We start from the raw sequence: 25,231 nt of genomic DNA, 5'->3' as shown, positions 1-25,231 counted from the left end.
AGCACTATGAAGCTTACAGTGTATTGCGCTTTTCTTGCAGGCCTGCGCGTCTTTCTGCAAGTTCATCTGTAGCGCCGCCATCTTGATGGGCAATCTGGGATGAAAAAAAACAAAGTGTAAATTCGGAGCCTTGAAGAAACTCGCTTTTTACACTGATATGCGCATTATGCTCATCCGCTATACGTTTAATTGCTTGCATGCCAATGCCATTGCCAAATTTTTTGACGCTAAAACCGGGTTCCCATAGATTTGCTAACTGCTGTTCTGTCATTCCGGTTCCATTATCGGAGATGGAAAGATAAACATTACCGTGATTCAACCAGGACTTCACTGAAATGCGCAGTTCTACATCGCCTCGTCGAGCTTCAGTGGCATTCTTTATTAGATTAATGAACAGAATTTTCAAGTCTTCCGCGTCACCTCTAATATTGGGTACTCCACCAAAACTGTATTCGATTTTGTCAAACGACTTTTCAAACAAAAATAAGCAATCCTGAATTAACGCCTCCAGTGAGCAGGATTGAATGCGGCGCTTGTGATTTCCACCCAGAATGCCGGCCATGGTTGCAATCAGTTTAGAGCCGCGTTCAACCTGAGCCAAAACGATGTCTTTTTGTTTGTCGCGGTCATAGATGTCATTGGATAGAACTCCGTCGATGATAGCGAACGGAGCTTTGATGTCATGATGATAGTGGTTCATAAGGCTAAGCATGGACAAGGTTTTCTTAGCTTCTCCCAATTGGTCTTGCATACTGTTGAGGCGTATCAAACGCTCCAGTGCTTGACCGAGCTCGGTTTTTATCCATTCAAATATTTTGATATCGTCATAACGGTAGTAAGACAGATTGGTGGGGGTGCCAATCATTACAATAGCAATAACTTGATGCTCTGATGACACGGGAAAACACAGGGCTGCGTCATGCTTTTTCATTTCTATCTGTAAGCTTTCTGGCATTTCATCTGCCATTAGTAGCTGGTTGATGTGTGTGGCGTGATTGACAAGTGGGTCAGAATCAGAGACGAATTCAAATATCAGATTGTTTTGTTTGTAGATGTTTTCTCTGCTGTCCGAATCAACACTTTGCTTTATTAATAGTATTTTATAATTGGTAATGCGCAGGGTTTTTAAGAAGAGCTTGTCTAAAATATCAATTAAGTTAGCAAAATTGATTGATCCACCCAGAGCCTTTTCAGTTTCCTCTTTTACACGTTGATAATCATAGTCGTGCCCAGCAAGTATTTTTTTTGCATTTGGGATAAGCCATTTCAATAATCTTGGATAGGCTTCTAACATTAGAGTCACAAAAAGCAACAGGACAATTACGCCACCTACGGGTTCGGTGTGGTCACCTATCACAGATGAAACAACAAAATATAACCAAACAAAAAAACCGAGAACAATTGCTTTTGATAAGCCTAAGCTGATAGCCAGTCTGAAATCCATCAAGTTATGTTGAATCGTTGAATAAAATAGTAATGCAACAAATACTATGTTGGTGATAGATCCAACAAATCGTGAAAGATAAAATTCACTTGGCATAGAGTAAATTCCAAGTGTTCCACCAACAAAACTTACGGTTAATGTAATGAGTAGCCACTTTAATCGTTGCTTTTCTCTTTTGGGGGATGTTTTGTAAGAGGCGAGCACCATTCCAATGGATCCGACAAAGCACCAAAGAAAATTGACGAGGAAAAAATAGAAAATAGCATCTGTATTTGGGAGATAACCGCCATCGACTAGCCTAAGAGTTGACGGGAAAATAAATGTATTGCCTATACAAAGTGCGATGCTCAATGCAAAGCTTGGAACTACGATATAGTTTTTAAATTTTTTTGAGCGGCTACCGATTAGCCTCCATGTCAAAAAAGCAAACGCGGAGGGGATGAAAAACATCCCCCAGCGAGTGACATGAAAAAGAACGGTTAAAGCATCTAAGTTCTTTATCACAGTTAATAAATATAACTCTAACGACCAAGCTCCCAAGCTAAATACTGTAAGAGCCAGGGCCTTTGCCGCAGGGTTATCTTTTTTAGAAAGTGCTAAAAATCCAACGGCTATATCAATAAGAGCCGTAATTAAGTACTGGATCATCGTGTCTCTCTACTACGTTGACTTTGCTTCTAATGAAGTCTCTTGACCATTGAATGTCAGTGCAGGCCATAAGTACGGTTTTAAATGATAGATGAGGGTAAGATTTTATATCCGAGATCGGATTGCACCCTAGCATTTTATAAAAACGTATATGTGCTGGTCTGACTGCTAAAACAATGCTTGCAGAGCCCCTACGAATAGCTTCTTCTACAACTGTTCCTACAAGCAACATGCGAGCTTCAACACCGCCTTTCCGTTGAAATGTAGGATCTATGACAAACTTATTAACCTCTACAAAAGTATTGTCATAGCCAATGTTGTTTCTGAGTTCTTCATCAAACACTTCCATGACAGGTACCGCGAGACGCTCTTTGGAGTCAAATACACAAGTTCGCATTGAACCTATAGCTTTGTTTTGGTGATGCAAGAGAAAACAAGTACTGTTTGGCTTGTTATCGTACTCGTCAATAAACTTCAGTGAAGAATTTTCTTCTATATACCCTTCAGCGCTATAGCTTCTATAGCGCATGGAGTACACCCTGTCTAACATGGGCCCTTTGGCTACTACACTGTAGTAATCGCTTGATTGGTTTTCTTGAGTTTGAAGGGCAGTGGTTAACATATGATACCTCTTGGTTAAGTTCGGATTAAATTGAAAAGGAGGGATAAATGTGCAGAAAATTAAAAAAGATGGTTTATGTGCCATCTAAAGTGATTAGACTCCTTGCCAAGAATCAGCGTGGCGTCGAATTCAATTATGCTCAAAAAGTATTCAATCTAAAACAGGACTTTAAAGCTTCTGCTTTAAGTGGTTGAATGCTGCGAGTGGGTTGGCATTTAGAGTGTCGACGACTTTTGCGATGGATTAGCGCAAGAATAAATGTGCCTGGATATATAAAAGATGGCTGTGTTGCGAAATAACTAGGTGTCTTAAATGAAGGGAGTAAGGTTAAAGAGTGAGGCTGTTGAGAATCTAAGGTTGGCGAGTGATGACAGAGCAAAATAACAATCAAATCGATCCGCATAGCGCAGAAACGCTATTTCATGACATAGCTACCCCATTACTCATTTCTAAAATGAAAGCTGGGATATTGGCGAACTATCTGCCTCAATTAATGAAACAGCTCATCGACTCGCCGGATTTACACCATCTTTTGCCTGAGGACGAAAAGCTTATTGATGCGCTGGTGAGTGCGCCAGAGATTATGGTTTCCAATCTGGAGGTGGTGCAAAAAAAGATAAACCTACTGTCAATGTCTGTCCTTCATCAATCTAATATTTACGGCGTGCGCCAAAGCTTGGGTGGTGATGCAGCTCGTCAGCAGGCTAATAACGGGAATGATTCCCTTGCCTCATCATTAAAAACAATGGAGATAAAAACCGTTTTATTGGTTGATGATGAGGATATTCATCGAGATATAGCAGCAAACTTGCTGTCGCCTTTTTATCAAATGGATTACGCCGAAAACGGCATGGAAGCAATTCGTAAGTGTGAGCAGAAGCGCTATGATTTGATCTTGATGGATTTGCATATGCCTAAAATGAACGGAGAACAGGCGACGATAGGTTTACGCAGTCGCATTGGTAGTGACACCATCATTATTGGATTAACCAGTTTGCCATTAGGAGCCAATCAATCAGGCCTGATTGCAAAAGGGTTTACTGGCTTTATGGAGAAGCCATTAACGTTAAAGCGACTACAAGATGCTTTAAAGGCTTATGCCTGAATTACATAATTATTAGCCTAACCTGATTTTATCTCCATTTTCCTTCATCCTGAGTCATTTTTCATGGCAATAAAAATTAAAAATAATCTGCCGTTATTCATTGGAAAATTATTAATAGTTGCAGGAAGCTATAGCGGCAGCATCAACACCTATGCGCAAGATAAAACTTCTCCTGAACTAGAAGAGGTTTTAGTAACCGCGCAGATGCGTGATGAAAATGTACAGTCAGTACCGCTTGCAATAGGTGCTTACGATAAAGAATTCGTACAGAAGATCGGTGCCAGTTCGCTGACAGAAATGGAGTCGGCCATACCCAATATCAACTTTGGTCGAGGCGATAGAAACACACGGGGTGAGATTGCTATCAGAGGTGTTGGTGATTACGCCCGTAATATCGGCACCAATGCGCGTGTTGCCGTTTATATCGATGGGGTTTTAACTGGCCGCTCATCAAGTTTTGATCAAAGCCTATTGGATGTTGCACATATTGAAGTATTGCGCGGCCCTCAGGGTACTTTAGCGGGAACTAATGCGCTGGCTGGTTCGATCAATATAGTTACTCAAAAACCAGAGGAAGATTTTTCTGCCGAGTTGCGCAGTGATGTAGGTAATTTTGATCTGCAATCCCTTACCGGGAAAATCAATCTGCCACTAACAACGGATCTATATGCGAGCTTGCTAGTTAGTTCTACCGGACAAGATGGCTATATCTACAATAAGACGTTGGAGCGGGAGCTGCAGGGCGTTAACCGTGATGTTGCAAAACTGAAACTCCGTTATTTAGGAGTTGAGAGTTTACAGCTGGATATAGGTTTTGATTATTTGAAAGATGATGATCAGTCTACTAACGCCGAAGCGCTTGCGGGCGGTGCGCTCAATGGATTTGCGTTGGCGCCTGAACCCTTTGTGGTTGCGCACAATGCGGATGAATATGAGTGGCGAGAGTTGAAAGGAGCAACGATTGAGGCAGTTTATGAAACACCAGAAGATTTTCGCTGGACATCAATCACGGGTATTCGATCAAATGAGTTTAGTGAGTTAAGCGAGGAAGATTATTCTCCGCTGGATGTTGCCTTCAGTATATTTGATGAAAAAAGTGATCAAATTTCTCAAGAGATGAGGCTAGCTTCACCGCAAGGTGGGCAAGTGGATTATGTGGTCGGTCTGTATTTTTTAGATCAAGACAGCTCGACCCAGCGTAGTGCTACTACAGGTCCTTTATTTGCGCCTGCTCCCAACTCATTTTTACAAACGCCTGCGACTGCAGGGTTGCAGTCGCAATCCTTGTATCTTCATGGTAATTATTATTTTGATTCTCGCTGGAGTGTGACTGCGGGTGTTCGCTACGTGCATGAAGTAAAAAACATTGACTACTCAAGCAATGATAATTCCGGGTTGTTTATTAACGTAGATCATTATATTGATGAGAAAACGTTTAATGAGTGGCTTCCAAAAGCGGGCATAAATTTTCAATTGAATTCCGATGTTCTGCTCTATACCAGTGTTGCCCGTGGTTATAAGAGTGGAGGGTGGAATGCCGATTTCATTACTACGTTAGAGCATTTTCAGTTTGATCCTGAATACGCAACTAACTATGAAATAGGTGCAAAAACACAGTTCTTAGATAAAAAATTGGTGCTGAATCTGATTGGATTTGTGACTAAGTTTGATGACTTTCAGGTTTTTCAGTTTGTACCTACACAGTCGTCTGGAACGGTTCTATCGCTCACTAACGCCGGAAAAGTCACAAGCCAAGGAATTGAATTGGATTTAACGGCGCACATTACGGATCAGCTCAGCCTTAGTGTTAATACTGCATACACTCAAGCCAAGTTTGATAGCTTTAAAAATGGCGGCGGCTCGGGAATTGATTACGATGATAATTATTTGCCTTATGCTCCAGAGCACACTTACTTTATAGGTCTTGATTATCGCCAGCCGGTATTTCAGCAAACAGAGTTTTATGGGCATATAGATTATGGTTATACGGGGGATTATTTTTCAAATCCCAACAATACGCCAGATAACAGTATTCCCAATTATTTTGCTGCGAATGCGCGCGTTGGTCTAAATATAGGTTCGACTTGGGATCTTTCCTTGTGGGTGAAAAACCTTACCGATGAAGCCAATCTGCGTCAGCGTTCAGTTTCATTTATTGGGGTTCCAAGAGGTCTCTATAACCCCCCGAGGATGTACGGAGCTTCAGTTAATTACTCATTTGACTAGCGTCTAGTTCATTTTTTCGTTTTCGTCGCTATCTTCACCCTTAAAGCGCAGCGTTATTGATGCGCGCTTTTGCCGACCCTAATCCCGCAGCGGCAAAGCGCGCCTTCAATGCCATGATGACCATGCGCAAAATCGATATAGCAACTATCGAAAAGGCATTGCGCGGTTAATTCGTGTGCCGATTCAGTTTGAATGCAACATGGCACATTAACTGTGTCACATTCACACGCATTGACGCATCTATCTACGGCGTCTGTGCGTGAATTAAAAAGTGTTACTTATTTCCGCAGGTAGGTTTAATTGGTTCTCACTCATCGTCACTTTTTCATTCGTCTTTCGCTAGAATCGTTTCATTTTTTGCAAAATAAAGTGGGAACATCGGTGATATGAGGTGCGATTTTTTTCTGTTGCTACCTGTTGCTGAAAAACTCTTGGTTGATAGGGTTTTCCTGCGTTTTACCCATCTTTGAGTCGCGTTAACTTTTTCTTATACTCCTTGCGTGCTGCGGCAGTGCTCAACAATAACTACAGCTCTTGCTACTAACGCACTTACAAATCGGTGTGCATTTTTGATTGCTGTGCGCACGTTTTTCGGTTTGATCATCTGATGTAACCCTTCCTTTGCGGTGTTTTTATGTCGCGAGTTGGCGAAGCTTTATCGGCGGTTTGGTAATCACAAATGTTGAGGATGATTACAGGTATCGGCAGTCGGGAATGATGATCACTATTTACTGTTAATAACAACGGAGTCGGATATGAAAAATAAAAAATCCATGCGCTGGGCGCTCTTATCGGCATTGTTATTTGCCGGTTTGGGTTTTTCATCGCTCAGCAATGCAGTGGTTTATCAAGCAGAAAATTACAACGCGTTTTACGATACAACACCGGGCAACACCGGCGGTGTATTTCGCGGTGATGCAGTGGATATAGAAGCAACTACCGATACTGGTGGTGGTTACAACGTTGGCTGGATTGCACAGGGCGAATGGCTTACCTATAACGGATTAAATATTCCTGCAACGGGTAGCTACACTATTCGTATGCGTGTTGCCGCTCCCAATGGTGCAACAGCTTCCGTTGATTTAAATGGCGGCGCAATTCCACTGGGCAATTTTGTTATTCCCGCAACGGGTGGCTGGCAAACTTGGACAACAGTGTCGCGTACCATGAATTTAAATGCAGGTACTTACGCTCTCGGGGTATTTGCACAAACAGCTGATTGGAACTTCAATTGGATTGAAGTGGTATCCAACGGTTCTGGCACTGCGCGCGCTACTGTCTATCAACACTGTCCTTACACTGGATGGTCGGTTGGCTTGGATGTCGGCTCATACAATTTGGCGGCACTGCAAGCGCGTGGATTTATCGATAACGATATGTCATCCCTTCGCGTGAGTGCGGGTTATGAAGCTGTGTTGTATCAAGGCGATAATTTTACCGGCGCGTCACGCGTAGTCACTGCCGATGATGATTGCCTCAACAACGAAGGCTTTAACGATAACGTCACCTCTATTGTGATTCGCACTGCATCGAGTAGCCGCCCATTAGTGTTTGCCGATGAGTTCAACAGTATCAATTCTGCGAATTGGACGTTTGAAACCGGTGGCGGAGGATGGGGCAATAACGAGCGTCAGTACTACACTGGCGGGCAAAATGCTTACGTGCAATACGATACGCAAGCAGGCAGCAATGTATTAGTGTTGGAAGCGCGCCGCGAAAATCCGGCGAACTACAATTGCTGGTATGGTCGCTGCGAATACACATCTACACGCATGATCTCGCAGAACAAGAAAACCTTTACCCACGGCCGCGTAGAAGCGCGTTTGAAATTGCCGCAAACCCAAGGTATTTGGCCGGCATTCTGGATGTTGGGCAATAACATCAGTTCTGTGGGTTGGCCGCAGTCCGGTGAAATCGACATTATGGAACACGTGGGTTATGAACCTACAACCACGCACGGCGCTCTGCATGGCCCGGGTTATTCAGGCAATACGCCGTTTATGGGCACGCACAATCTGGGTGAATATGTGGATGTGAATTATCACGTATATGCAGTGGAGTGGGATGCAAATGGCATTCGCTGGTTCCGCGATAACGTGCAGTTCTACTCAGTGACTCGCGCGCAAGTACAAGGTTATGGTGCCTGGGTATTTGATTCGCCATTCTTTTTATTGCTCAACGTAGCAGTAGGCGGAAACTGGCCAGGCAGCCCGGATGCAGGCAGTGTATTCCCGCAGCGTATGTATGTGGATTATGTTCGCGTGTATCAATAAATTTGTTGCGTGTTGAATTTTGAAGGTCGAATGTTGAAGAAAAAACGGCAGCTGCGGCTGCCGTTTTTTATTGCGGGAAAGTGTAAGAAATTAACGCGCTGTCACCTGAAATACACCGGCAAGTTGATGCAATTTAGTCGCAGTATTTTTTAATCTGTCAGAACTCGTATGCAATGCGCGTACAACTTTATTCATGGTGTGACTGGCGCTGGTGACTTCACGCACATGATGGCCATGTTGTTGGCTGTTGGTATCAATGTGGTGAATGATATCGAACATGCGCTCAACAATATGGTGCAGCTGCGAATTGTCAGTGGATGCTTCCTCCGCCAAACGCAAACCGCGATCCACATCGGCAACACTGGTTTCCATATACGCGGCAGCAGTTTGTGACTCGCTGCGAATTGCTTCAATTTTCTCACCAATTTCCTGTGCAACACTGGCGGTTCTTCCGGCAAGGTTACGCACTTCTTCGGCAACAACTGAAAACCCACGGCCATGTTCGCCCGCCCGCGCCGCTTCAATTGCCGCGTTGAGCGCAAGCAAATTGGTTTGACTGGTGATGTCACTGATGAGCGACACCATGTTGCCAATTTCGCTGGTGCGATTGTTAAGCGTATGAATAGTGCGCGCCGAGGTTTCTACTACATCGCGAATGCTTTGGGTGCCGGTGCGCACCGATTCAAATTGACTACGCGCCTGCTGCACTACATCTTCCATAATGCGTTTCATATCACTTGCGGTGCCAGAGGCATTGCTGATTTCCTGCAATTGGGTGTGTACCAATTCCAGCATTTTTTCCATCGAGTTGGAAACATGGTTGGATGATTGATTGGCCTCTGAGTTGCGTTTGAGCAGCGAGTCGCTATTTTTCATCACTTCATCGGCTGCCCCAATCACTTCACCTACGATGTGATCAAGGTTGTCGATAAAACTATTTGTCCAGCGGCCTAAATCGCCCGTTTCATCATTGGCTAATTTGCGTGTATCCAAACGTTGCTGCAAATTGCCGCCACCTTCGGCGATAGTGTGAATCACTTCGGTCATCTTGCCTAAGCGACGCGACAGCTTACGCGGCCCACGCGCTTTAAAAATACTGCCGCCAATAAATAAACTGAGCAGTGTGATTGCGCTAATAACGCTGTTTGAAAAACTCGTGTATTCATGTAGCGCTGCATTAATTAAAAAACTACCGCCCACACACAAGCTATACAAACGCATCAATTTAAAATTGAGCGAGCGATGGCGATAAACTTCCTCCAAGTCTGCTTCACACATCATGCCCCAAGTATCGAGTGAGCCTTGCAAGCTAAAGGTCACGCCTTTACCGACAACGGGAATATGGCGGTAATCGGAATAGCCGGGGTAGGTGACAAATAAATTATTGCCTTTCCGAATCGTTTCGCGTACACCCGGGTGGAGTTCGTTTGTAGCTGGATCAGTAAAACGAATTTCAAATTCCGTATGTTGTTGAATTTTGACTGTGCCCCAGTCGGTGTGAATGCCGGATTTTAAATTCTCGCCGTGGGAAAAAGTGTTGTCTTCAAAACGCGAGCGGGAGAGGGCGGTACCGCTTTTGATCTGTGGATCAAAAATGGATTTCACCATAAATAAATAGTTATCGCCGGATTCAGTAAAAATATGTCCGGCTTCGCGCTGGATTAAATCGCCCAGCACATCGTTAGGGATGCGTGCGCACAAGCAACCTTTTTTGCCATCGCTTAGTTCGATGGGCAAATAAAACATCAAGGTAACTTGATCGTGAAATGCCGAGCTGCGCTTGCCGATATGCAATGTTTCGGTATCGCTATAAGGCCCATGCAAAAACGGTTTTTCCAATCCGGTTTGTACTGCGCGCGGGTTTAAATCCGTCGCGCCTGCGCGACGGGTGTAGGTTGAATTGATGACCTTACCCTGTTGGTCGATCACAAATAATTCGGTGCAATCACTCATTGATTGCCAAGCTTTGCGCAGAATGTTTTCGTAGTTGTCATCGAGCAGATGCAATTGGCTGCGGCAAGATTCCAGCTGCGCCCATTGGCGTTTGACCCATTGTTGTAAGAGTTTGATGCGAGTGTTGGCGATGCTTTCAAACGCCTGTTCCATCACCGGGTAGCGGTTGCGATTTAACCAGCAGGACCAACCCATCGCGATTTTTCCTGTCTTTCCGTACCAATTCAGCCAGCCGCGTTCCGTGGGCGACAATTGCATAGTGTCGCTTACTAGATGTTGCATAGGTCTTCTTCACCTGTTTCTAGAGTTTGTAGTGTTTTAGTGTGGTAATACTTTTAGTTGTTGTATTTGACGCCATGCAGGATGTGAGCCATGTCTCAAAATGGGCGCGCGATCTTGAGGTTATTAGGGGCATTAGGCAAGTGGCATTTCAATCTATAAGTCTGAATGACCATTTTGGGGTGTAGCTAAGGTTTGTGGTCGATATTGGTGCGTTCGTGTTGCTGGAATCTTATGGGGGGATGCGCAATTACCTTGTCATTGCTCTGTCATCTATCTGTTGCGCGATTGTCACAATCGCTGGTTAGCCTTGTCGCCGAAAAGTACACATCACCTGTTTCCTGACTCTGTATTGAGCCAAGTGCAGGTGTTTTTTATTTTTAAGCGATAGGAATAACTATGAAAATCATGCAACAGCTTCCACAGCTGGCGACGCTTGCCGCTGTATCCTTAACGCTGGCCGCCTGTGGCGGTAGCGACGACAACTCAAACAATTCATCATCCAGCTCTGTGTCATCATCACTGGTGAGCTCCAGTGTTTCATCGTCAGTTCAGTCATCAGCATCGTCTTCTGTTGCTTCTTCTGTTATTTCATCGATTGTGGCTTCTTCATCGGTTGATTCAGCATCAAGCCTGTCTTCGTCCAGTGAATCATCATCAAATATGTCGTCATCATCTTCTTCAGTTGCAATGCCGCAACTGGTATTAAATGAAATGCGTTCAGACGGCGGCGGTTACGACTACATCGAAATCTACAATGCAGATAACACGGCTTACACTTTTGCTGCTGACGAGTGGGCAGTAAATGATTTGAAAGGTCTGACTGAAGACAAGGTTCCCGGCATTGTGATTCCTGCGGGTACTGTGATTGAAGCGCATGGTTTTCTGTTGATCGCAGTAGATCAAACCACAGTGCCGTTTGATGCACCTGCAGGCACCATCATTGGTGGCGCAGGCGAGTTTGGTTTGGGCAAGGGCGATACCGCATTGCTGACCTACAAAGGCGAAATTGTTGATGAAAAAGGTTGGGCAGCTGGCACCCACGTAAATACTTTTGGTCGTTTGCCCGATGGTGGCGAGTGGCACACGCAAGATGAAGCCTTGGTTGCATCACCCGGTGCGCTCAACGCATTGCCGGTGGTAAACCCACCAGCATCTGCAGGTGATATCGTCATTAACGAAGTGGTATCAAAAGGCCGTACCGATATCGATTTCGACTATGTTGAGCTGTACAACAAATCTTCCGAGCCTTACACCTTTGCTGAAGGTGAGTGGGCGCTGAGCGATAGCGAAAACCCCGGCATGCCAATTCCCGGCGGCACTACTATTCCCGGTAAAGGTTTTTTGGTATTGCTGCCAGATTTAGCGGCTGGTTCAACTCTACCAGCTAACGCACCAGCAAATGTAATTTTGAATACAGCTGAAACTTTTGGTATCGGCAAAAACGAAACCATCAGACTCACTCTTTTTGAAGCGATTAAAGATCAAGTGAGCCACGGCGATTTCCACGTGAACGCCAACGGTCGTCTACCTGATGGTGGTGAATGGATCGATTTGGGCGATGGTACTGCTACCCAGCTCTACGCATCGCCCGGCATGAAAAACTATATGACGCCAGAACTGAATCTGACTGTTACCACCTTGAATTTCACATCGTTCAATAACGATGAAACCGATTTGGAAGCAGGCGGTTTCCGCGTGTTTGGTTTGAATGCTGATTTGGCGCGCGACGTTGAACCGGAATACATCGCCGTCTCTGCTGATTCAAAAACTGCATGGGTAACTCTGCAAGAAAACAACGGCATCGCACGTATTAATCTGGATGGCACTCCTGCTATCACCAATATTTTCCCATTGGGTTTCAAAGATTATGGCGTAGCTGGAAATGAAATTGATGCGAGCGATAAAGACGATAAAGTTGAATTCGCTGCTTATCCAAAAGTCTATGGTATGTATCAACCAGATGGCATTGCTACCTTTAATGAAGGCGGAATGGATTATGTAATCACCGCTAACGAAGGTGATGTGCGCGACTATTACGATAACTTTGTTGAGGGTGTAAAAGTATCTAGCCTCACTTTGGATGAGTCAGATTTCCCGAACGCTACCGAGTTGAAAACCGATGAAAAATTAGGCCGTTTAGTGGTGACACAATTTGGTAAATCATCTACCGCCGAAACGGTTTATAGTGAATTGCTGAGCTTTGGTGCGCGCTCATTCAGTATCTGGAATGCAACAACCGGTGAACAAGTTTACGACAGCGGCAATGATTTGGAAGTGCAATCCAATCTGGCGAGCGCTTATCCAGATGATCGCAGCGATGCCAAAGGTGTAGAGCCGGAAAATATCGCAGTCGGTATGATCGGTACCAAGCGTTATGCATTTATCGGTTTGGAACGTGCGGATGCAGTAGCGGTGTACGACATCACTGACATCAGCAACGTCACTTTCAAACAATTCCTGAAAACCGCAGGTGATGATGCACCAGAAGGCATTTTATTTATCAGCGCTGAGGATAGCCCGAACAGCAACCCATTGTTGGTCGTATCAAACGAAGACAGCGGCAACATCACTGTGTACCAAAGCGATGCTGAAGGTGTATTCAGTTTTGTTGCGCGCAGTCTGTTGGAAGGCGGCGCAGCGGCAGCAGAAATCAGTGCTTATGATCCTGCTACCAAACAATTGTTTGTGCTGAACAACGGTGAACTGTTACCTAACTCGCGCATCGATGTATTTAACCTTGCCGTGCCTGCAAATCTCGCGTTTGTAAAATCAATCGACCTGAGTCCATACGGTGGCGGCATTAACAGTGTTTCCGTTAAAAACGGAATGCTCGCCGGTGCACTGCAAGCAACCGACAAAACCCAGCAAGGCACAGTTGTAGTATTCGATACCGCAACCGACAAGCTGATTGGTATTGCCAAAGTAGGCGCATTGCCCGACATGCTCACCTTCACCCCAGACGGCAAATTTATTTTGACCGCCGACGAAGGCGAAGCAAAAGACGACTACTCCTACGACCCAATCGGTTCCGTATCGATCATCGCCTTACCGCAATAATTGATACCAGCTCTTGAATAAAGGGCTGAAAATCAAGTAAATAAAAAGCCGTGCAGGTTTAAGTCTGCACGGCTTTTTTGTTATTGGCGGGTTAATGGCTAAAATTGATCTTCGAGTTAATTGAGTATTTTCCGTGAGTTGTTAATCAACTTGCGAACCTCGGCATGTAAAGTTAAGAAAGAATCCAAGGCTGATCTTGAAGTGATATTCTGTAAAGGCTCATAGCCCAACCTACATGGAGAATAAAAATTCAATATCGGTTGGTGGTAAACCTAAGTTTTAGCAATGCGTTTCTGCAAGTTTTCTGCGAAAAGGCAATCGACAAAATCGCAACCCAACGGCATTAAAAATTTCGAGGCCAGAATATGAGTCAAGAATTTAAGCGAGCTTCAGGTCAGTGTTTATGTGGTGCTATCACTTATGAAGTAAATGGGGAAATTTCTTCGTTTCATATTTGTTATTGCTCACGGTGCAGGCACTCTACAGGTTCTGCACATGCTTCGAATATTTTTACAAAGCCTGAGAATATTGCGTGGAAATCCGGTGAAGAGTTTATTCAACGGTTTGAGCTTGCGTCCGCTAAAAGCTGGGCTAAGCAATTTTGCAAAGTTTGTGGTTCTGGTGTGCCCTATATAAATCGGTCAGGAACATTTTTAGTGGTTCCAGCCGGAAGCCTCAATGAAGACTTACACCTTAATCCGGACGATAGAATTTTTTGTGAGGAGCGATGTGCTTGGGTTGCGCATATTCAAGGTAGCCCTGAGTTTGCCGCGCATCCGGATAAGTTTTAAACAAGTATTGTTGCTAGACGGGTTATGTGTACTGTGTAGCTCATTTGATAGCCGGTTGTAGGCAAAAAACTTTGCAGCTGTGCTCAGGGCGGGTGATTTGTTATTCTGACGGTTAATCACCAACAACAATGATCACCCTATGCGCCTCATTTATACCTGCATTTTTTATCTCTTTTTGCCTTTCATCTTGTTGCGCTTGTTGTGGCGTTCAATCGCTGCGCCAGCTTATGCCAAGCGTTGGGCGGAACGGTTTGGTTTTTTTCCTGCGTTAAATACCTCCAAAAAAGTGATCTGGTTACATACAGTTTCTGTTGGGGAGTTTCTCGCGGCATTGCCGTTGATTCGCCGTTTGCTTGCTGATGAACAAATTCAATTAGTGATTACCACGACTACGCCAACAGGGTCGGAGCGGGTGCAGGCCACGTTGGGGGATGCCGTTGTTCACGTATATGCACCCTATGACTTGCCTGATGTAGTTGCCAGATTTTTACGGCGCATCAAACCAAGCATGTATTTAATTATGGAGACAGAGCTTTGGCCAAATGCGCTGGCAGCCTGTGCCAAACGCAATATCCCAGCAATATTAATTAATGCCCGACTGTCTGAAAAATCAGCGCGGGGTTATGCGCGCTTTTCCAGCTTGAGCTCATCCATGCTGCAAGATTTGCATTTGGCGTTAATTCAAAATTCAGTCGATGCTGCGCGTTTTGTGGGGTTAGGCTTACCTGAAGCAAACGTACACATCACCGGGAATATTAAATTTGATTTGTCGTTGAGTGATGAACTGCGCGAGAAGGCTGTTGAGCTAAAACAGCAAATCTCAGCAGCTGGCGAAAAATTAATCTGGATTGCTGCCAGCACTCACCAGGGTGAAGATGAAATTATTCTGGATGCATTTGCGCAGGTGCGTCAGCAGTTGGGTGCGCGCGCAAAGCAATTTATTTTGATTCTGGTTCCGCGCCATCCTGAGCGATTTGAGCGAGTAGGGCAGTTGTGTGCGGCGCGTGGATTTAATACTCAGCGCCGCAGCCGTGGGCAGTTATCAAGTGATATGGATATTTTGCTGGGCGATACCATGGGCGAATTAATGTTGATGTTTGGTGCGAGCGATATAGCATTTGTGGGTGGTAGTCTCGTGCCTAACGGCGGCCATAATTTTATCGAGCCAGCAGCTTGGGGCTTGCCGTTATTAAGTGGCCCGCATCTGTTTAATTTCGCAGAAGTTTCCCAATTGTTGCAGGATGCAGCTGCATTGACGCTGGCGAGCGATGCGTCTGCATTGGCAAAAACACTAATGACATTGATCGCAGATGAAACGCTGCGGAATGAGCAAGGGAAAAAAGCATTGCAGGTTGCGCTGGATAATCGCGGTGCTTTGGATAAAACCCTGACGTTGATAAAAAACTGTATTTGAATCTCAGCTATTACAAATAGTGTGACAAAAAACGCCGGATTTCTCCGGCGTTTTTATGCGTGGAAATTATGCAGCAATCAATAGTTAGTGATGCCGGAGCTGGTGCAACTAGCCCACTTGCCTATACAAATACTGCCTGCATCATGTAAGCGGCTGTTGGTAATTTTTGCCACGCTGGTAGAACTGTCAGTGCGGAAAATACCTTCGCCCATATTGGAGATTTGGCAGCGATCAACATTCACTGTGATTTTGAAAGTTGTTCCGCCGTTCTGCCGCAGGAATTTACCCATGTCATCCACAATGCAATTTGAAACATTCAGGGTGGATGCGGCATTAACCTGAATAAATTTATCCGAGCCTGCATAGCCCGAGATATTTCTTACATTGACGGTGCCGGATGATTTAATCGTCATCGCGTCTTCACCTACATTGGTCCAGCGAATATTATCGATGGTGCCGCCGTTGTAAAAATGAATTCCGTCGGCTGCATTATTGCCGAGCACAACGTTTTTCAGCGTTGCGCCATTCTCCACGCGGAATACTGGCTTTTGGCTTTCGCTTTGGCTTCCATCACCTAGCGCACTGGTGGCATTAAATACTTTACAGCCGCCGTCATAGGTTCCGCTGGAAACAACAATGGTTGAACTTACATTGACTGTGCTGCCGCCTGAACCACAAGTAGCTCCAGTAATACTGCCGCTATTACCACCTCCGCCACTGCTGCTACCTGAAGGTGTAGCTGAGCCCACATTGGAGTTGTACCAGTTGCCATCGGCGAGGCGATATTTCACCCAGAAATAATAAGTGGTTCCATTGGTAAGGTTGGTTGCGGAATAGCTGGTGGCGCTGCCACTCAAGCTTGCGATGCGCACGCGGCCAGTGGGATTTGAGTCGGTATCTATATATATTTCGATTGAATTTGCATTACTGATGCTCGACCAACTCAATGAGGCGCTGCCATTGCCGGCTGATGCACTGACATTGACGCTGCCATTGTTGGAGCCTGAAGAGCTGCTGCTACCGCCGCCGGAATTACCCGATCCTGAAGAGGGAATGGAACACTCTTTTACTGACTTGGCTGGATTTGGGTCCGAACCAAAAGTAGCGACTGAACAAGAGAAGCTGCCGCTTAAAATTTTATAAACAAATTTATCGGCAGCACCGAAAGCGACATTGGTGGAGCCGCTTACCGAACAGGTCTCGCCGATTTTACAAATCGTGACGTAACCATCCGGGCGATTGGATGCAGAAAATGCGCTGGTAGCGCAGCCGAGTAGTGCAGTAGTGATAAAAAGTTTCTTTAGCATGATTTCAATCTCGTCAGTTATTGGGATAAATGAACGGATTGACCGAATAGGGTGCCTGCTAAATTCAGAAGGTACAGCTTTTTCCAATGAAGATAAGGGCAGACATTTTATTGTTATGTGTGCTCTTGATACGGCGAAAAGCGAAAATGACTATATGCCTATTAATTAGACAGTTGAATATTTTTATGTGCCAATTTATTTTTTTGAGACGTGGTTTGTAACCGTTTCCGCTGCATGACATGAAATAAATTGAATTTTTTTATCAATAAAAAATGCCGGGTTTTGGCCCGGCATTTTTGAAATAAATAAAAATATTTTTATCGCAATTAATTTTCGTATTGGCTGCGGCTAACTAATGCATCGTCTAACAACCATTTATCGATGTCCTGTACGTCAGCAGGGGTCAGCATACCGGCTACTTCGCGCAATTTGATTGTGTCGATAACGTAGTTATAGAGAGCATCAGAATAATCGCGGCGCGCTTGATACAAATTGCGCTGCGCCAACAATACTTCTACCAGGTTGCGAGTACCCACTTCGTATCCTGATTGGGTTGCTTCCAGTGCTGACTGGCCAGACACAATCGCTTGTTTGCGTGCTTGTACGCTGGCGACATCTGTTTCAACTAACAAATGCAGAGCGCGCGTATTTTGAATTACGTTGCGTTGAGTGCTGTTGTATAGCTCTTGTGCCTGATTGTATTGCGCGTAAGCTTGACGGCTGCGGCCTGAAGTAGCTCCGCCGCTATAAATAGGAATGTCGAGGCGAATATTTACCGATGTACCATCGGTAGAAAGATCCTGATCTTCGCCACTGGTAAGGCCTTCCAATTCATAATCTGAATAGCCAAGTGATGCGCCTAACGTTGGCAGGTGGTTGGATTTGTTAGCTTTGGCGTTTTGCAGTGATGCATCAGCTTGTAATTTGGATGCTTTCAGGCCGTAGTTGTTTTTGAGTGAAAACTCAACCCAGTCAGCGCGGTTTGCGGGTGATGGTGCAACCACCGGAAATTTTGGCGATAAAGGAGCAACTTGATCCTCTGGTTTGCCAGTCAATACTTCAAGCGCTTCATAGCTGATGCCCAAATTGCCGCGTGCCTCTAAAGTTGCTGCTCTGGCGCTATCAAATGCAGCCTGCGCTTCATGTACTTCAGTAATAGCGGTCAGACCTACATCAAAGCGTTGCTTCGTTTGCTCAAGCTGTTTCTCCAGTGCTTTTTCTTCGGCATTGGTTGCTTCCAGCGTTTCAATCGCGCGCAATACATTGAAGTAGGCTTCAGCAGTGCGAACAATCAGGCTTTGTTGGTCGGCGCCAAATTGTGCTTCAGCTTGATCGCTCAGTGTTGCGCCTTGTTTGTAGGTGTACCAAGCGTTCATGTTGAACAGAGGTTGGGTTAACGATATTTCCCAGCCAGTTCTGTCGCGGTCGGTAACCAACACATTATCGTTGTTCAGGTTGTTAACCGTGTCTTCGTTGTTGTTGGTGTACTGGGCAACGGCATTTACTTGCGGCAGTAAGTTGGAGCGACCAATGGCTTTGTTCGCCAGACCAGCTTCGTATTTGGCCTGATCGGCTTTTAATTGCGCATCATTTTGCAGCGCCAACTCATATACATCTAGCAAACTGTTGGCGTTGGCAGTAAATGGAGTAAGGGAGAAGAGGCTGACGAGCAGGTAAAGCTTGGTCTTTTTCATAAAGGTTTCCAAAGTCCAGAGTTGGGAATTCCAGTTCAACACCCGCAGCAATGATGCTAGCTACCTTGATCTTGCGGGCGTAAGTACTAAGCGACAGGTTGCGTGGAGTTTAGCCGCTTGCTGCCTTGGGGTCGAGAAATGAACGAGGGTTCAGTAGTTAAAAAGGGTAAAACGTAGCGCACTTAACGTGAAGTTACAAATGTAAGCGGAGCTGATGCGTTTACCTTTCTATACCTTCTATCTCTATCCTATATATAAGGATATATACCCTAAGAAATTGTTCATCAGCAGATGAATACATCTATCTGACAGCAAAGCTTTAGATGCAGGCTCGCAGCATATAGATTCACTGCGCACAAAATTGTCAGTGTGATGTTTTGTGATATCTCGCAAATGGGTTTTTGTCAAAGTGAATTTATCCGCTGAAACTGGGTGTTTTTTCGGTTTATATCGACGGATCGCCGCAAATTATCGATTTTCTCGCGGATTATCGCGGTGTTTGATTGCTTCATTGAGGTGCAACTTTTATCATGCGCGCCCAATTCAAGACGGGTTTTCGCGCCAGTGAGCGCAGTGGCTGCGCCATCTTTCCCGCAAGGTTTCGTTAACTTTCTCTATAGGTCTTATATGCCAATGTCCCTTGAGGTAATTCTGATCATCTTTGCCGTGCTTGCACTGCTCGGGGTGGTCTTCGAAGAAGTCATTCATATCAACAAAGCCAAAACGACCTTGTTTTTCGGCAGCCTTTCATGGCTGGTGATGTTCATGTTCTCCGGTGGTGAATCGCAACAGGATGTCATGCTGGAAAAGCTCAACGAGAACCTGCTGGAGATTGCCACACTCTGGTTATTCCTGATGGCGACTATGACCTTCGTAGCCTATCTCAACGCCAAAGGGATTGTGCAGTCGGTGGTGCAACGTTTGTGTCCGGCGCAAATGAGTACACGCAGCTTGATGATCATGGTAGCGATCTTCGCCATGATGTTATCGATGATCTGCGATAACGTGACCGCGACCTTGGTAACTCTAGGCTTGGTGCACGCATTTGATGTGGAGCAGAAAACCCGTATCAAGCTGGCCGTGTTGGTCGTGTTTGCGGTGAACTCTGGTGGTGTTGCCTTGATTACCGGTGACGTTACTACCTTGATGATTTTCTTGTCCGGTCACGTGACTATGCCGCAACTGCTGCTGCTGTGGGTTCCGGCGATCGTAGGTGTGATGGTGTTGGCGGGTTTGATGTTCCCTGGCGTATCGGGTCAGGTGACTACCGAAAAAGATCCGCGCACTTTTACTGGTATGGATTGGGCCATCGTAGGTACTTTCTTCAGCACCATCCTGTGCACCATGTTGTTTAACTTCTTCTTTGGTGTTCCGCCGGTACTGACCTTTTTGGTTGGTTTGTCGATTATGTTCTTCATCGGCCACTTTATGGATATGGATCCGGAAGAAACCCGCATCCTGGAATATGTACGCCAGATCGAATACGAAACCCTGTTGTTCTTCCTCGGGATTTTGTTGCTGGTAGGCATGCTCAAAGAAATCGGCACCCTTGATTTGCTCACTGGTTTCTACGCGCAAATCGCACCGCAATATGCGAACTATTTGATGGGTCTGTTCTCGGCACTGATCGATAACGTGCCTTTGACCGCTGCATTGCTGAAATCCGATCCGGTGCTGCCAACCTCTGAATGGCTAGCGTTGACCTACGGTGTAGGTGTGGGTGGTTCGCTGCTGGCGATTGGTTCGGCTGCAGGTATTATCGCTATGAGCAAAGTGCAAGGTCTGACCTTTGGTGCTTTCCTGCGTTACAGCCCCTTGGTGTTGATTGCCTACACCAGTGGTTATACGGTGGCTCTGCTGCTCGCGACAGCGATTTTTCCGTAATTACAAGCGATATGATTTAACTAATCGATTGTGTTCAAGCGATACAAAAGCCGGGATTTTCCCGGCTTTTGCGTTTCTGGCGGATAAAATTTACACGCAATTTATAATGTTTCTATCTGGTTACTGCCAGCATGCGCGCAATTCCTCCTCTTCCCCTTTTTCATTATTAAACCGGAGTTGTCATGTCATCGCTGGATATTGCCAAGCTCGACCTAATGTATGTCGGGATCATTATTTTTACGGGGTTGTTGGGCGGGGTTATCGCCAAAAAAATCAAAGTCCCCGACATAGTCTTATTCCTGCTAATTGGTATTTGTTTGGGGCCGACTGTCGGTGGCATTTTGCATGTGGGTGCCGATTCCACCATGAATCAGCTCATTCTCACCATTGGTGCCTGCTACCTGTTATTTGAAGGTGGGGCGACACTGCGCTTTGCGGTGTTAAAAGAGATTTGGATTTCACTGCTAGTGATGGCGACAATCGGCGTGCTCATCACTGGTGCTATCACTACCTTTGCAGGTGTTTGGCTAGGTATTCCTCTGGGGATTGCGCTGGTGTTGGGCGCGCTGACGGCATCTACTGACCCGGCAACCTTGGTGCCTATCTTCAAACAAGTGCCGATTAAAGATCGCGTATCGCAAACGGTGATGAGTGAGTCTGCACTTAACGATGCGATGGGCGCTATCGCCACTTTCGCGGTAGTCGCTTACGTAATGGGCACAGGCGAAGGTTTTAGTCTGACCCACTCATTGGGCGAGCTGGTTTATGAGGCGGGCATGGGCTTGGTGTTGGGCGCGATTGTGGGTTACAGCGCTGCCTTCCTGATGGCGCATAACAGCTTTGGTATTTTCCGCGAGGTGACACCGTTTGTGATTATTCTGGCGGTGATCACAGTATTTTTACTGGCTGATGAAATTGGTGCATCGGGTTTTATGGCGGTATTTACCTGCGGGGTGATGATTGGCAATAAAGAGTCATTTAACCTGCCGCTCGATCATCACGAGCATGAATATCTGGAAGATTATGTGGGTAATACCGCGCTCTTGATGCGCATGTTTATTTTTATCTTGTTGGGCTCGCAAGTAGATTTCCATCTGCTCAAGGAATATCTGGGGGTTGGTATCCTGCTGCTATTGATCTTTGTGTTTATCGCACGCCCGCTGACAGTGTTTATCTGTGCTGCGCCAGATCGTCGCGCTAAGTGGACCTGGCAGGAATTGGTATTTATGAGCTGGACGCGCGAAACCGGTGTGATTCCGGCGGCCTTGGTCGGTATTCTGGCGGGTATGAAAGTACCGGGTATCGATGTGGTAGGGGCGATTACCTTTATCTTTATTTTGGGAACCATTCTGTTGCAAGCGCCGACAACCGCGTTGCTTGCGGGCAAGTTGGGATTGTTGAAGTCACAAGAAAAGACCGAATAAGATTCATTCCTGCAAGTCAAAACGCCCGCAGCTAAGCTCCGGGCGTTTTTTTATGTGCAGTCTTCATGCTTGCCTTAATCCAAAAGGTTCCTTTACTCGATCATCCAAGTTCACTAGACTGCCCACTTTCTTGTCGGGGTGCTGATGCGTTGCATTGGCTGAGATATACCCGTCGACCTGATCCGGTTAGTACCGGCGTAGGGAACGAGAGCCTTCCGTTTTTAGCATCTAGTCCATGCTGGATCTTTTCTCGTTTACACCGCGCCATTGCTAGCAATTCATAATATGCGGATGTGCAATGAGCTCAGCAAAACCTCAAACTCCTATCGCAATGACCATCGCTGGAAGTGACAGTGGTGGTGGCGCGGGTATTCAAGCCGATTTAAAAACTTTTTCCGCACTGGGCGTATTTGGTTGCAGCGCTATCAGCTCATTGACCGCGCAAAACACTCTCGGTGTGCAAGGTGTTTTTCCTATTCCGCCTGCGTTTGTGCAACAGCAAATTCATTCGGTGCTGAGCGATATTGACGTAGGTGCAATTAAAACTGGAATGCTAGCGACTGCCGATATTATCGCGGCGGTTGCTGAGTCTTTGCGTCACTGCCCACATATTCCTTTTGTGCTCGACCCGGTAATGGTCGCAACCAGTGGTGATCGTTTATTGGCTGAAGATGCGATCCAAACGCTGATTGAAAAGCTATTGCCGCTTGCTACTGTGATTACGCCTAACTTGCATGAAGCTGCCGTTTTACTGAACACCTCGGTCGCGACTGATCTTGAGCAAATGCAAACGCAAGGTGAAAAAATTCTCGCCTTGGGGGCGCGTGCTGTGCTGATGAAAGGCGGTCACACTCATGGCGAAAATGCGACGGATTTATTAATCACCGCAGCGGGAACAGAAGCCTTTTCTACTCCGCGCCTACAAACAAAAAATACTCACGGAACGGGTTGTACCTTGGCATCGGCAATTGCCGCCGGTTTGGCAAAAAAAATATCGCTGAGCGAATCGGTCAAACAGGCAAAAAATTATTTACAACAAGCGCTAGTGCAATCTGAAAGCTTGCACATAGGGCAGGGCTCAGGTCCGGTGCATCACTTCCATTCCTTTTATTAAAACGATCTACAGACTCATTTTATAGGCAGGGCTATTACTATGAATTCCAGTGTCGAAAAAAACCTCAGTCAAACTGCTGAAGTTGATAAAGCATCAGTACAACCTTTCACCGGTTCGCAAAAAATTTATGTGCAGGGCTCGCGTGCGGATATTCAAGTTCCTATGCGTGAAATTATGCTTGCTGATACGCCAACCGACTTTGGCGGCGAAAAAAATCCCCCTGTGCGTGTGTACGACACCTCAGGTCCTTACACCGATCCAAATGTCACTATCGACCTGCGCGCTGGCTTGGGCGATGTGCGTTCTGTATGGATTGAAGAGCGCAATGACACTGAAATTTTGCAAGACAGCCATTCTGAATTTACCAAAGAGCGCTTGAGCGATGCGAGTCTGGATCACCTGCGTTTTAATCTGACACGCCAACCGCGTCGCGCAAAACCGGGTATGAACGTATCGCAAATGTACTACGCCAAAAAAGGCATTATCACGCCCGAGATGGAATACATCGCGATTCGCGAAAACATGGCGCTTGCTCAAGCGCGTGAATTGGGTGTGCTGAAAGATCAGCATGCCGGCATGAGTTTTGGGGCGAGTATTCCCGATGAAATTACGCCGGAATTTGTGCGCAGTGAAGTCGCGCGTGGCCGTGCAATTATTCCTGCCAATATCAACCACCCGGAAGTAGAGCCGATGATTATCGGCCGTAATTTTTTGGTGAAAATTAACGGCAATATCGGCAACTCAGCGTTGGGTTCATCCATCGAAGAAGAAGTAGAAAAACTGACGTGGGGCGCGCGCTGGGGTGCGGATACCGTAATGGATTTGTCTACCGGTAAAAACATTCATGAAACCCGCGAGTGGATTATCCGCAACTCGCACGTGCCTATTGGCACCGTGCCGATTTATCAAGCGCTGGAAAAAGTAAACGGCATTGCGGAAAACCTGACGTGGGAAATCTTCCGCGACACCTTGATCGAACAGGCAGAGCAGGGCGTGGATTATTTCACTATTCACGCCGGTGTATTGCTGCGCTACGTTCCGCTTACCGCCAAGCGGGTAACGGGGATTGTATCGCGCGGCGGTTCAATCATGGCCAAGTGGTGTTTGGCGCATCACAAAGAAAACTTCCTTTACACCCACTTCGAAGAAATTTGCGAAATTATGAAAGCTTACGATGTAAGTTTTTCATTGGGCGACGGCTTGCGCCCCGGTTCGATTGCCGACGCTAACGATGAAGCGCAATTTGGTGAACTGGAAACCTTGGGCGAGCTGACCAAAATCGCCTGGAAGCACGACGTGCAGTGCATGATCGAAGGCCCGGGTCACGTGCCAATGCACATGATTAAAGAAAACATGGAAAAACAGTTGGAAGTTTGCGATGAGGCGCCTTTCTATACCCTTGGCCCATTAACCACCGATATTGCGCCGGGTTATGATCACATCACTTCCGGTATTGGTGCGGCTATGATCGGCTGGTACGGCTGCGCTATGCTGTGCTATGTAACGCCTAAAGAGCACTTGGGTTTGCCGAATAAAGATGATGTAAAAGAAGGCATCATCACCTACAAGATTGCTGCTCACGCGGCTGATTTGGCCAAAGGGCATCCGGGTGCTCAATTGCGTGATAACGCTTTGTCCAAGGCGCGTTTTGAATTCCGCTGGGAAGATCAGTTTAACCTTGGCTTGGATCCAGATACTGCGCGCTCTTACCACGATGAGACCTTGCCAAAAGATTCCGCAAAAGTGGCACATTTCTGTTCTATGTGCGGGCCGAAATTTTGCTCAATGAAAATCACGCAAGAAGTACGTGATTACGCTGCTAAAAATGGTACGGATATTTCAGTTATCGGTGATCAAGATATTATTAAAATGATTGATGTCGAAGCCGAAATGCAGCAAAAATCCAAAGAGTTTTTGGAACAAGGTTCTGAGTTGTACCATAAAGTGTAATAAAGCGATGATACTAATCCCTTCAGTTGAAGGGATTAGTTCT

15 protein-coding genes and 1 riboswitch are annotated in these 25,231 nt (G+C 45.9%); of the genes, 10 read left to right on the top strand and 5 right to left on the bottom strand.

The features are described 5' to 3' along the window. Positions 1-13: 13 nt before the first annotated feature. Entirely contained in the window at positions 14-2,092 is a 2,079-nt protein-coding gene (locus SPL68_RS17370) for an ATP-binding protein (RefSeq protein ID WP_323816438.1), read from the bottom strand. Then, on the bottom strand, positions 2,061-2,714 hold the full coding sequence (locus tag SPL68_RS17365; protein ID WP_323816437.1) for a GNAT family N-acetyltransferase: 654 nt from the start codon (positions 2,712-2,714) through the stop codon (positions 2,061-2,063). Before SPL68_RS17365 ends, SPL68_RS17370 begins: the two co-directional genes overlap by 32 nt. A gap of 367 nt (positions 2,715-3,081) precedes the next feature. On the opposite strand from SPL68_RS17365, the gene SPL68_RS17360 reads away from it, so the two are divergent. The 3 genes from SPL68_RS17360 to SPL68_RS17350 all read left to right on the top strand — a co-directional run bounded on the left by SPL68_RS17360 (position 3,082) and on the right by SPL68_RS17350 (position 8,318). After that, the gene (locus SPL68_RS17360) at positions 3,082-3,819 is read left to right on the top strand and encodes a response regulator (RefSeq protein WP_323816436.1); all 738 of its coding nucleotides are present in this window, start codon (positions 3,082-3,084) and stop codon (positions 3,817-3,819) included. 63 nt (positions 3,820-3,882) lie between these two features. Further along, positions 3,883-6,045, top strand: a complete 2,163-nt coding sequence (locus tag SPL68_RS17355) for a TonB-dependent receptor (protein WP_323816435.1) — start codon at positions 3,883-3,885, stop codon at positions 6,043-6,045. A 755-nt stretch (positions 6,046-6,800) separates the two neighbouring features. After that, complete coding sequence (locus SPL68_RS17350; RefSeq protein WP_323816434.1) at positions 6,801-8,318, top strand: family 16 glycosylhydrolase; 1,518 nt, start codon at positions 6,801-6,803, stop codon at positions 8,316-8,318. Positions 8,319-8,408: 90 nt separating this feature from the next. On the opposite strand, the gene SPL68_RS17345 is transcribed toward SPL68_RS17350, so the two are convergent. Then, complete coding sequence (locus tag SPL68_RS17345; RefSeq protein ID WP_323816433.1) at positions 8,409-10,553, bottom strand: methyl-accepting chemotaxis protein; 2,145 nt, start codon at positions 10,551-10,553, stop codon at positions 8,409-8,411. 396 nt (positions 10,554-10,949) lie between these two features. Here SPL68_RS17345 and SPL68_RS17340 point away from each other — a divergent pair, with 396 nt between their 5' ends. The 3 genes from SPL68_RS17340 (at position 10,950) to waaA (ending at position 15,815) form a co-directional block, all read left to right on the top strand. Continuing rightward, positions 10,950-13,610 carry a choice-of-anchor I family protein gene (locus SPL68_RS17340; protein ID WP_323816432.1) on the top strand — a complete coding sequence of 887 codons (2,661 nt, stop codon included), beginning with the start codon at positions 10,950-10,952 and terminating at the stop codon, positions 13,608-13,610. A 365-nt stretch (positions 13,611-13,975) separates the two neighbouring features. Then, entirely contained in the window at positions 13,976-14,401 is a 426-nt protein-coding gene (locus SPL68_RS17335) for a GFA family protein (protein WP_323816431.1), read from the top strand. A gap of 139 nt (positions 14,402-14,540) precedes the next feature. Then, positions 14,541-15,815 (top strand): lipid IV(A) 3-deoxy-D-manno-octulosonic acid transferase, encoded by a 1,275-nt coding sequence (gene waaA / locus SPL68_RS17330; RefSeq protein WP_323816430.1) that lies wholly within the window; start codon positions 14,541-14,543, stop codon positions 15,813-15,815. A 77-nt stretch (positions 15,816-15,892) separates the two neighbouring features. On the opposite strand, the gene SPL68_RS17325 is transcribed toward waaA, so the two are convergent. Together SPL68_RS17325 and SPL68_RS17320 are read right to left on the bottom strand one after the other, a co-directional pair. Continuing rightward, positions 15,893-17,122 (bottom strand): pectate lyase, encoded by a 1,230-nt coding sequence (locus tag SPL68_RS17325; protein ID WP_323816429.1) that lies wholly within the window; start codon positions 17,120-17,122, stop codon positions 15,893-15,895. 326 nt (positions 17,123-17,448) lie between these two features. Then, positions 17,449-18,816: a TolC family outer membrane protein gene (locus tag SPL68_RS17320; protein WP_323816428.1), complete on the bottom strand. Its 1,368-nt coding sequence runs from the start codon at positions 18,814-18,816 to the stop codon at positions 17,449-17,451. Between the two features lie 627 nt (positions 18,817-19,443). Between SPL68_RS17320 and nhaD the strand changes: the two genes are divergently transcribed. From nhaD to thiC, 4 genes are all read left to right on the top strand, one after another. Next, the gene (nhaD, locus tag SPL68_RS17315; protein WP_323816427.1) at positions 19,444-20,700 is read left to right on the top strand and encodes a sodium:proton antiporter NhaD; all 1,257 of its coding nucleotides are present in this window, start codon (positions 19,444-19,446) and stop codon (positions 20,698-20,700) included. 182 nt (positions 20,701-20,882) lie between these two features. Next, a complete protein-coding gene (locus SPL68_RS17310; protein ID WP_323816426.1) occupies positions 20,883-22,124 on the top strand; it encodes a cation:proton antiporter in 1,242 nt (413 codons plus the stop codon). A 124-nt stretch (positions 22,125-22,248) separates the two neighbouring features. Further along, a riboswitch (TPP riboswitch) is annotated at positions 22,249-22,345 on the top strand. Positions 22,346-22,422: 77 nt separating this feature from the next. Further along, on the top strand, positions 22,423-23,238 hold the full coding sequence (gene thiD, locus SPL68_RS17305; protein ID WP_323816425.1) for a bifunctional hydroxymethylpyrimidine kinase/phosphomethylpyrimidine kinase: 816 nt from the start codon (positions 22,423-22,425) through the stop codon (positions 23,236-23,238). A gap of 39 nt (positions 23,239-23,277) precedes the next feature. Further along, entirely contained in the window at positions 23,278-25,188 is a 1,911-nt protein-coding gene (gene thiC, locus SPL68_RS17300) for a phosphomethylpyrimidine synthase ThiC (protein ID WP_323816424.1), read from the top strand. Positions 25,189-25,231: the final 43 nt, after the last annotated feature.

Origin of the sequence: Cellvibrio chitinivorans (genome assembly GCF_035117775.1) — a bacterium.
In the GTDB taxonomy this organism is placed as follows: Bacteria; Pseudomonadota; Gammaproteobacteria; order Pseudomonadales; family Cellvibrionaceae; genus Cellvibrio; species Cellvibrio chitinivorans.
Note: the sequence above shows the minus strand (reverse complement) of the source record. Positions and strands in the feature narration are given on the sequence as shown.

Coding starts and splice junctions, on each gene's coding strand:
- SPL68_RS17335 (WP_323816431.1), top strand. CDS start 13,976: ATGAGTCAAGAATTTAAGCGAGCTTCAGGTCAGTGTTTATGTGGTGCT.
- SPL68_RS17350 (WP_323816434.1), top strand. CDS start 6,801: ATGAAAAATAAAAAATCCATGCGCTGGGCGCTCTTATCGGCATTGTTA.
- thiC (WP_323816424.1), top strand. CDS start 23,278: ATGAATTCCAGTGTCGAAAAAAACCTCAGTCAAACTGCTGAAGTTGAT.
- SPL68_RS17370 (WP_323816438.1), bottom strand. CDS start 2,092: ATGATCCAGTACTTAATTACGGCTCTTATTGATATAGCCGTTGGATTT.
- SPL68_RS17320 (WP_323816428.1), bottom strand. CDS start 18,816: ATGAAAAAGACCAAGCTTTACCTGCTCGTCAGCCTCTTCTCCCTTACT.
- SPL68_RS17345 (WP_323816433.1), bottom strand. CDS start 10,553: ATGCAACATCTAGTAAGCGACACTATGCAATTGTCGCCCACGGAACGC.
- nhaD (WP_323816427.1), top strand. CDS start 19,444: ATGCCAATGTCCCTTGAGGTAATTCTGATCATCTTTGCCGTGCTTGCA.
- SPL68_RS17310 (WP_323816426.1), top strand. CDS start 20,883: ATGTCATCGCTGGATATTGCCAAGCTCGACCTAATGTATGTCGGGATC.
- SPL68_RS17340 (WP_323816432.1), top strand. CDS start 10,950: ATGAAAATCATGCAACAGCTTCCACAGCTGGCGACGCTTGCCGCTGTA.
- SPL68_RS17325 (WP_323816429.1), bottom strand. CDS start 17,122: ATGCTAAAGAAACTTTTTATCACTACTGCACTACTCGGCTGCGCTACC.
- SPL68_RS17355 (WP_323816435.1), top strand. CDS start 3,883: ATGGCAATAAAAATTAAAAATAATCTGCCGTTATTCATTGGAAAATTA.
- SPL68_RS17365 (WP_323816437.1), bottom strand. CDS start 2,714: ATGTTAACCACTGCCCTTCAAACTCAAGAAAACCAATCAAGCGATTAC.
- waaA (WP_323816430.1), top strand. CDS start 14,541: ATGCGCCTCATTTATACCTGCATTTTTTATCTCTTTTTGCCTTTCATC.
- thiD (WP_323816425.1), top strand. CDS start 22,423: ATGAGCTCAGCAAAACCTCAAACTCCTATCGCAATGACCATCGCTGGA.
- SPL68_RS17360 (WP_323816436.1), top strand. CDS start 3,082: ATGACAGAGCAAAATAACAATCAAATCGATCCGCATAGCGCAGAAACG.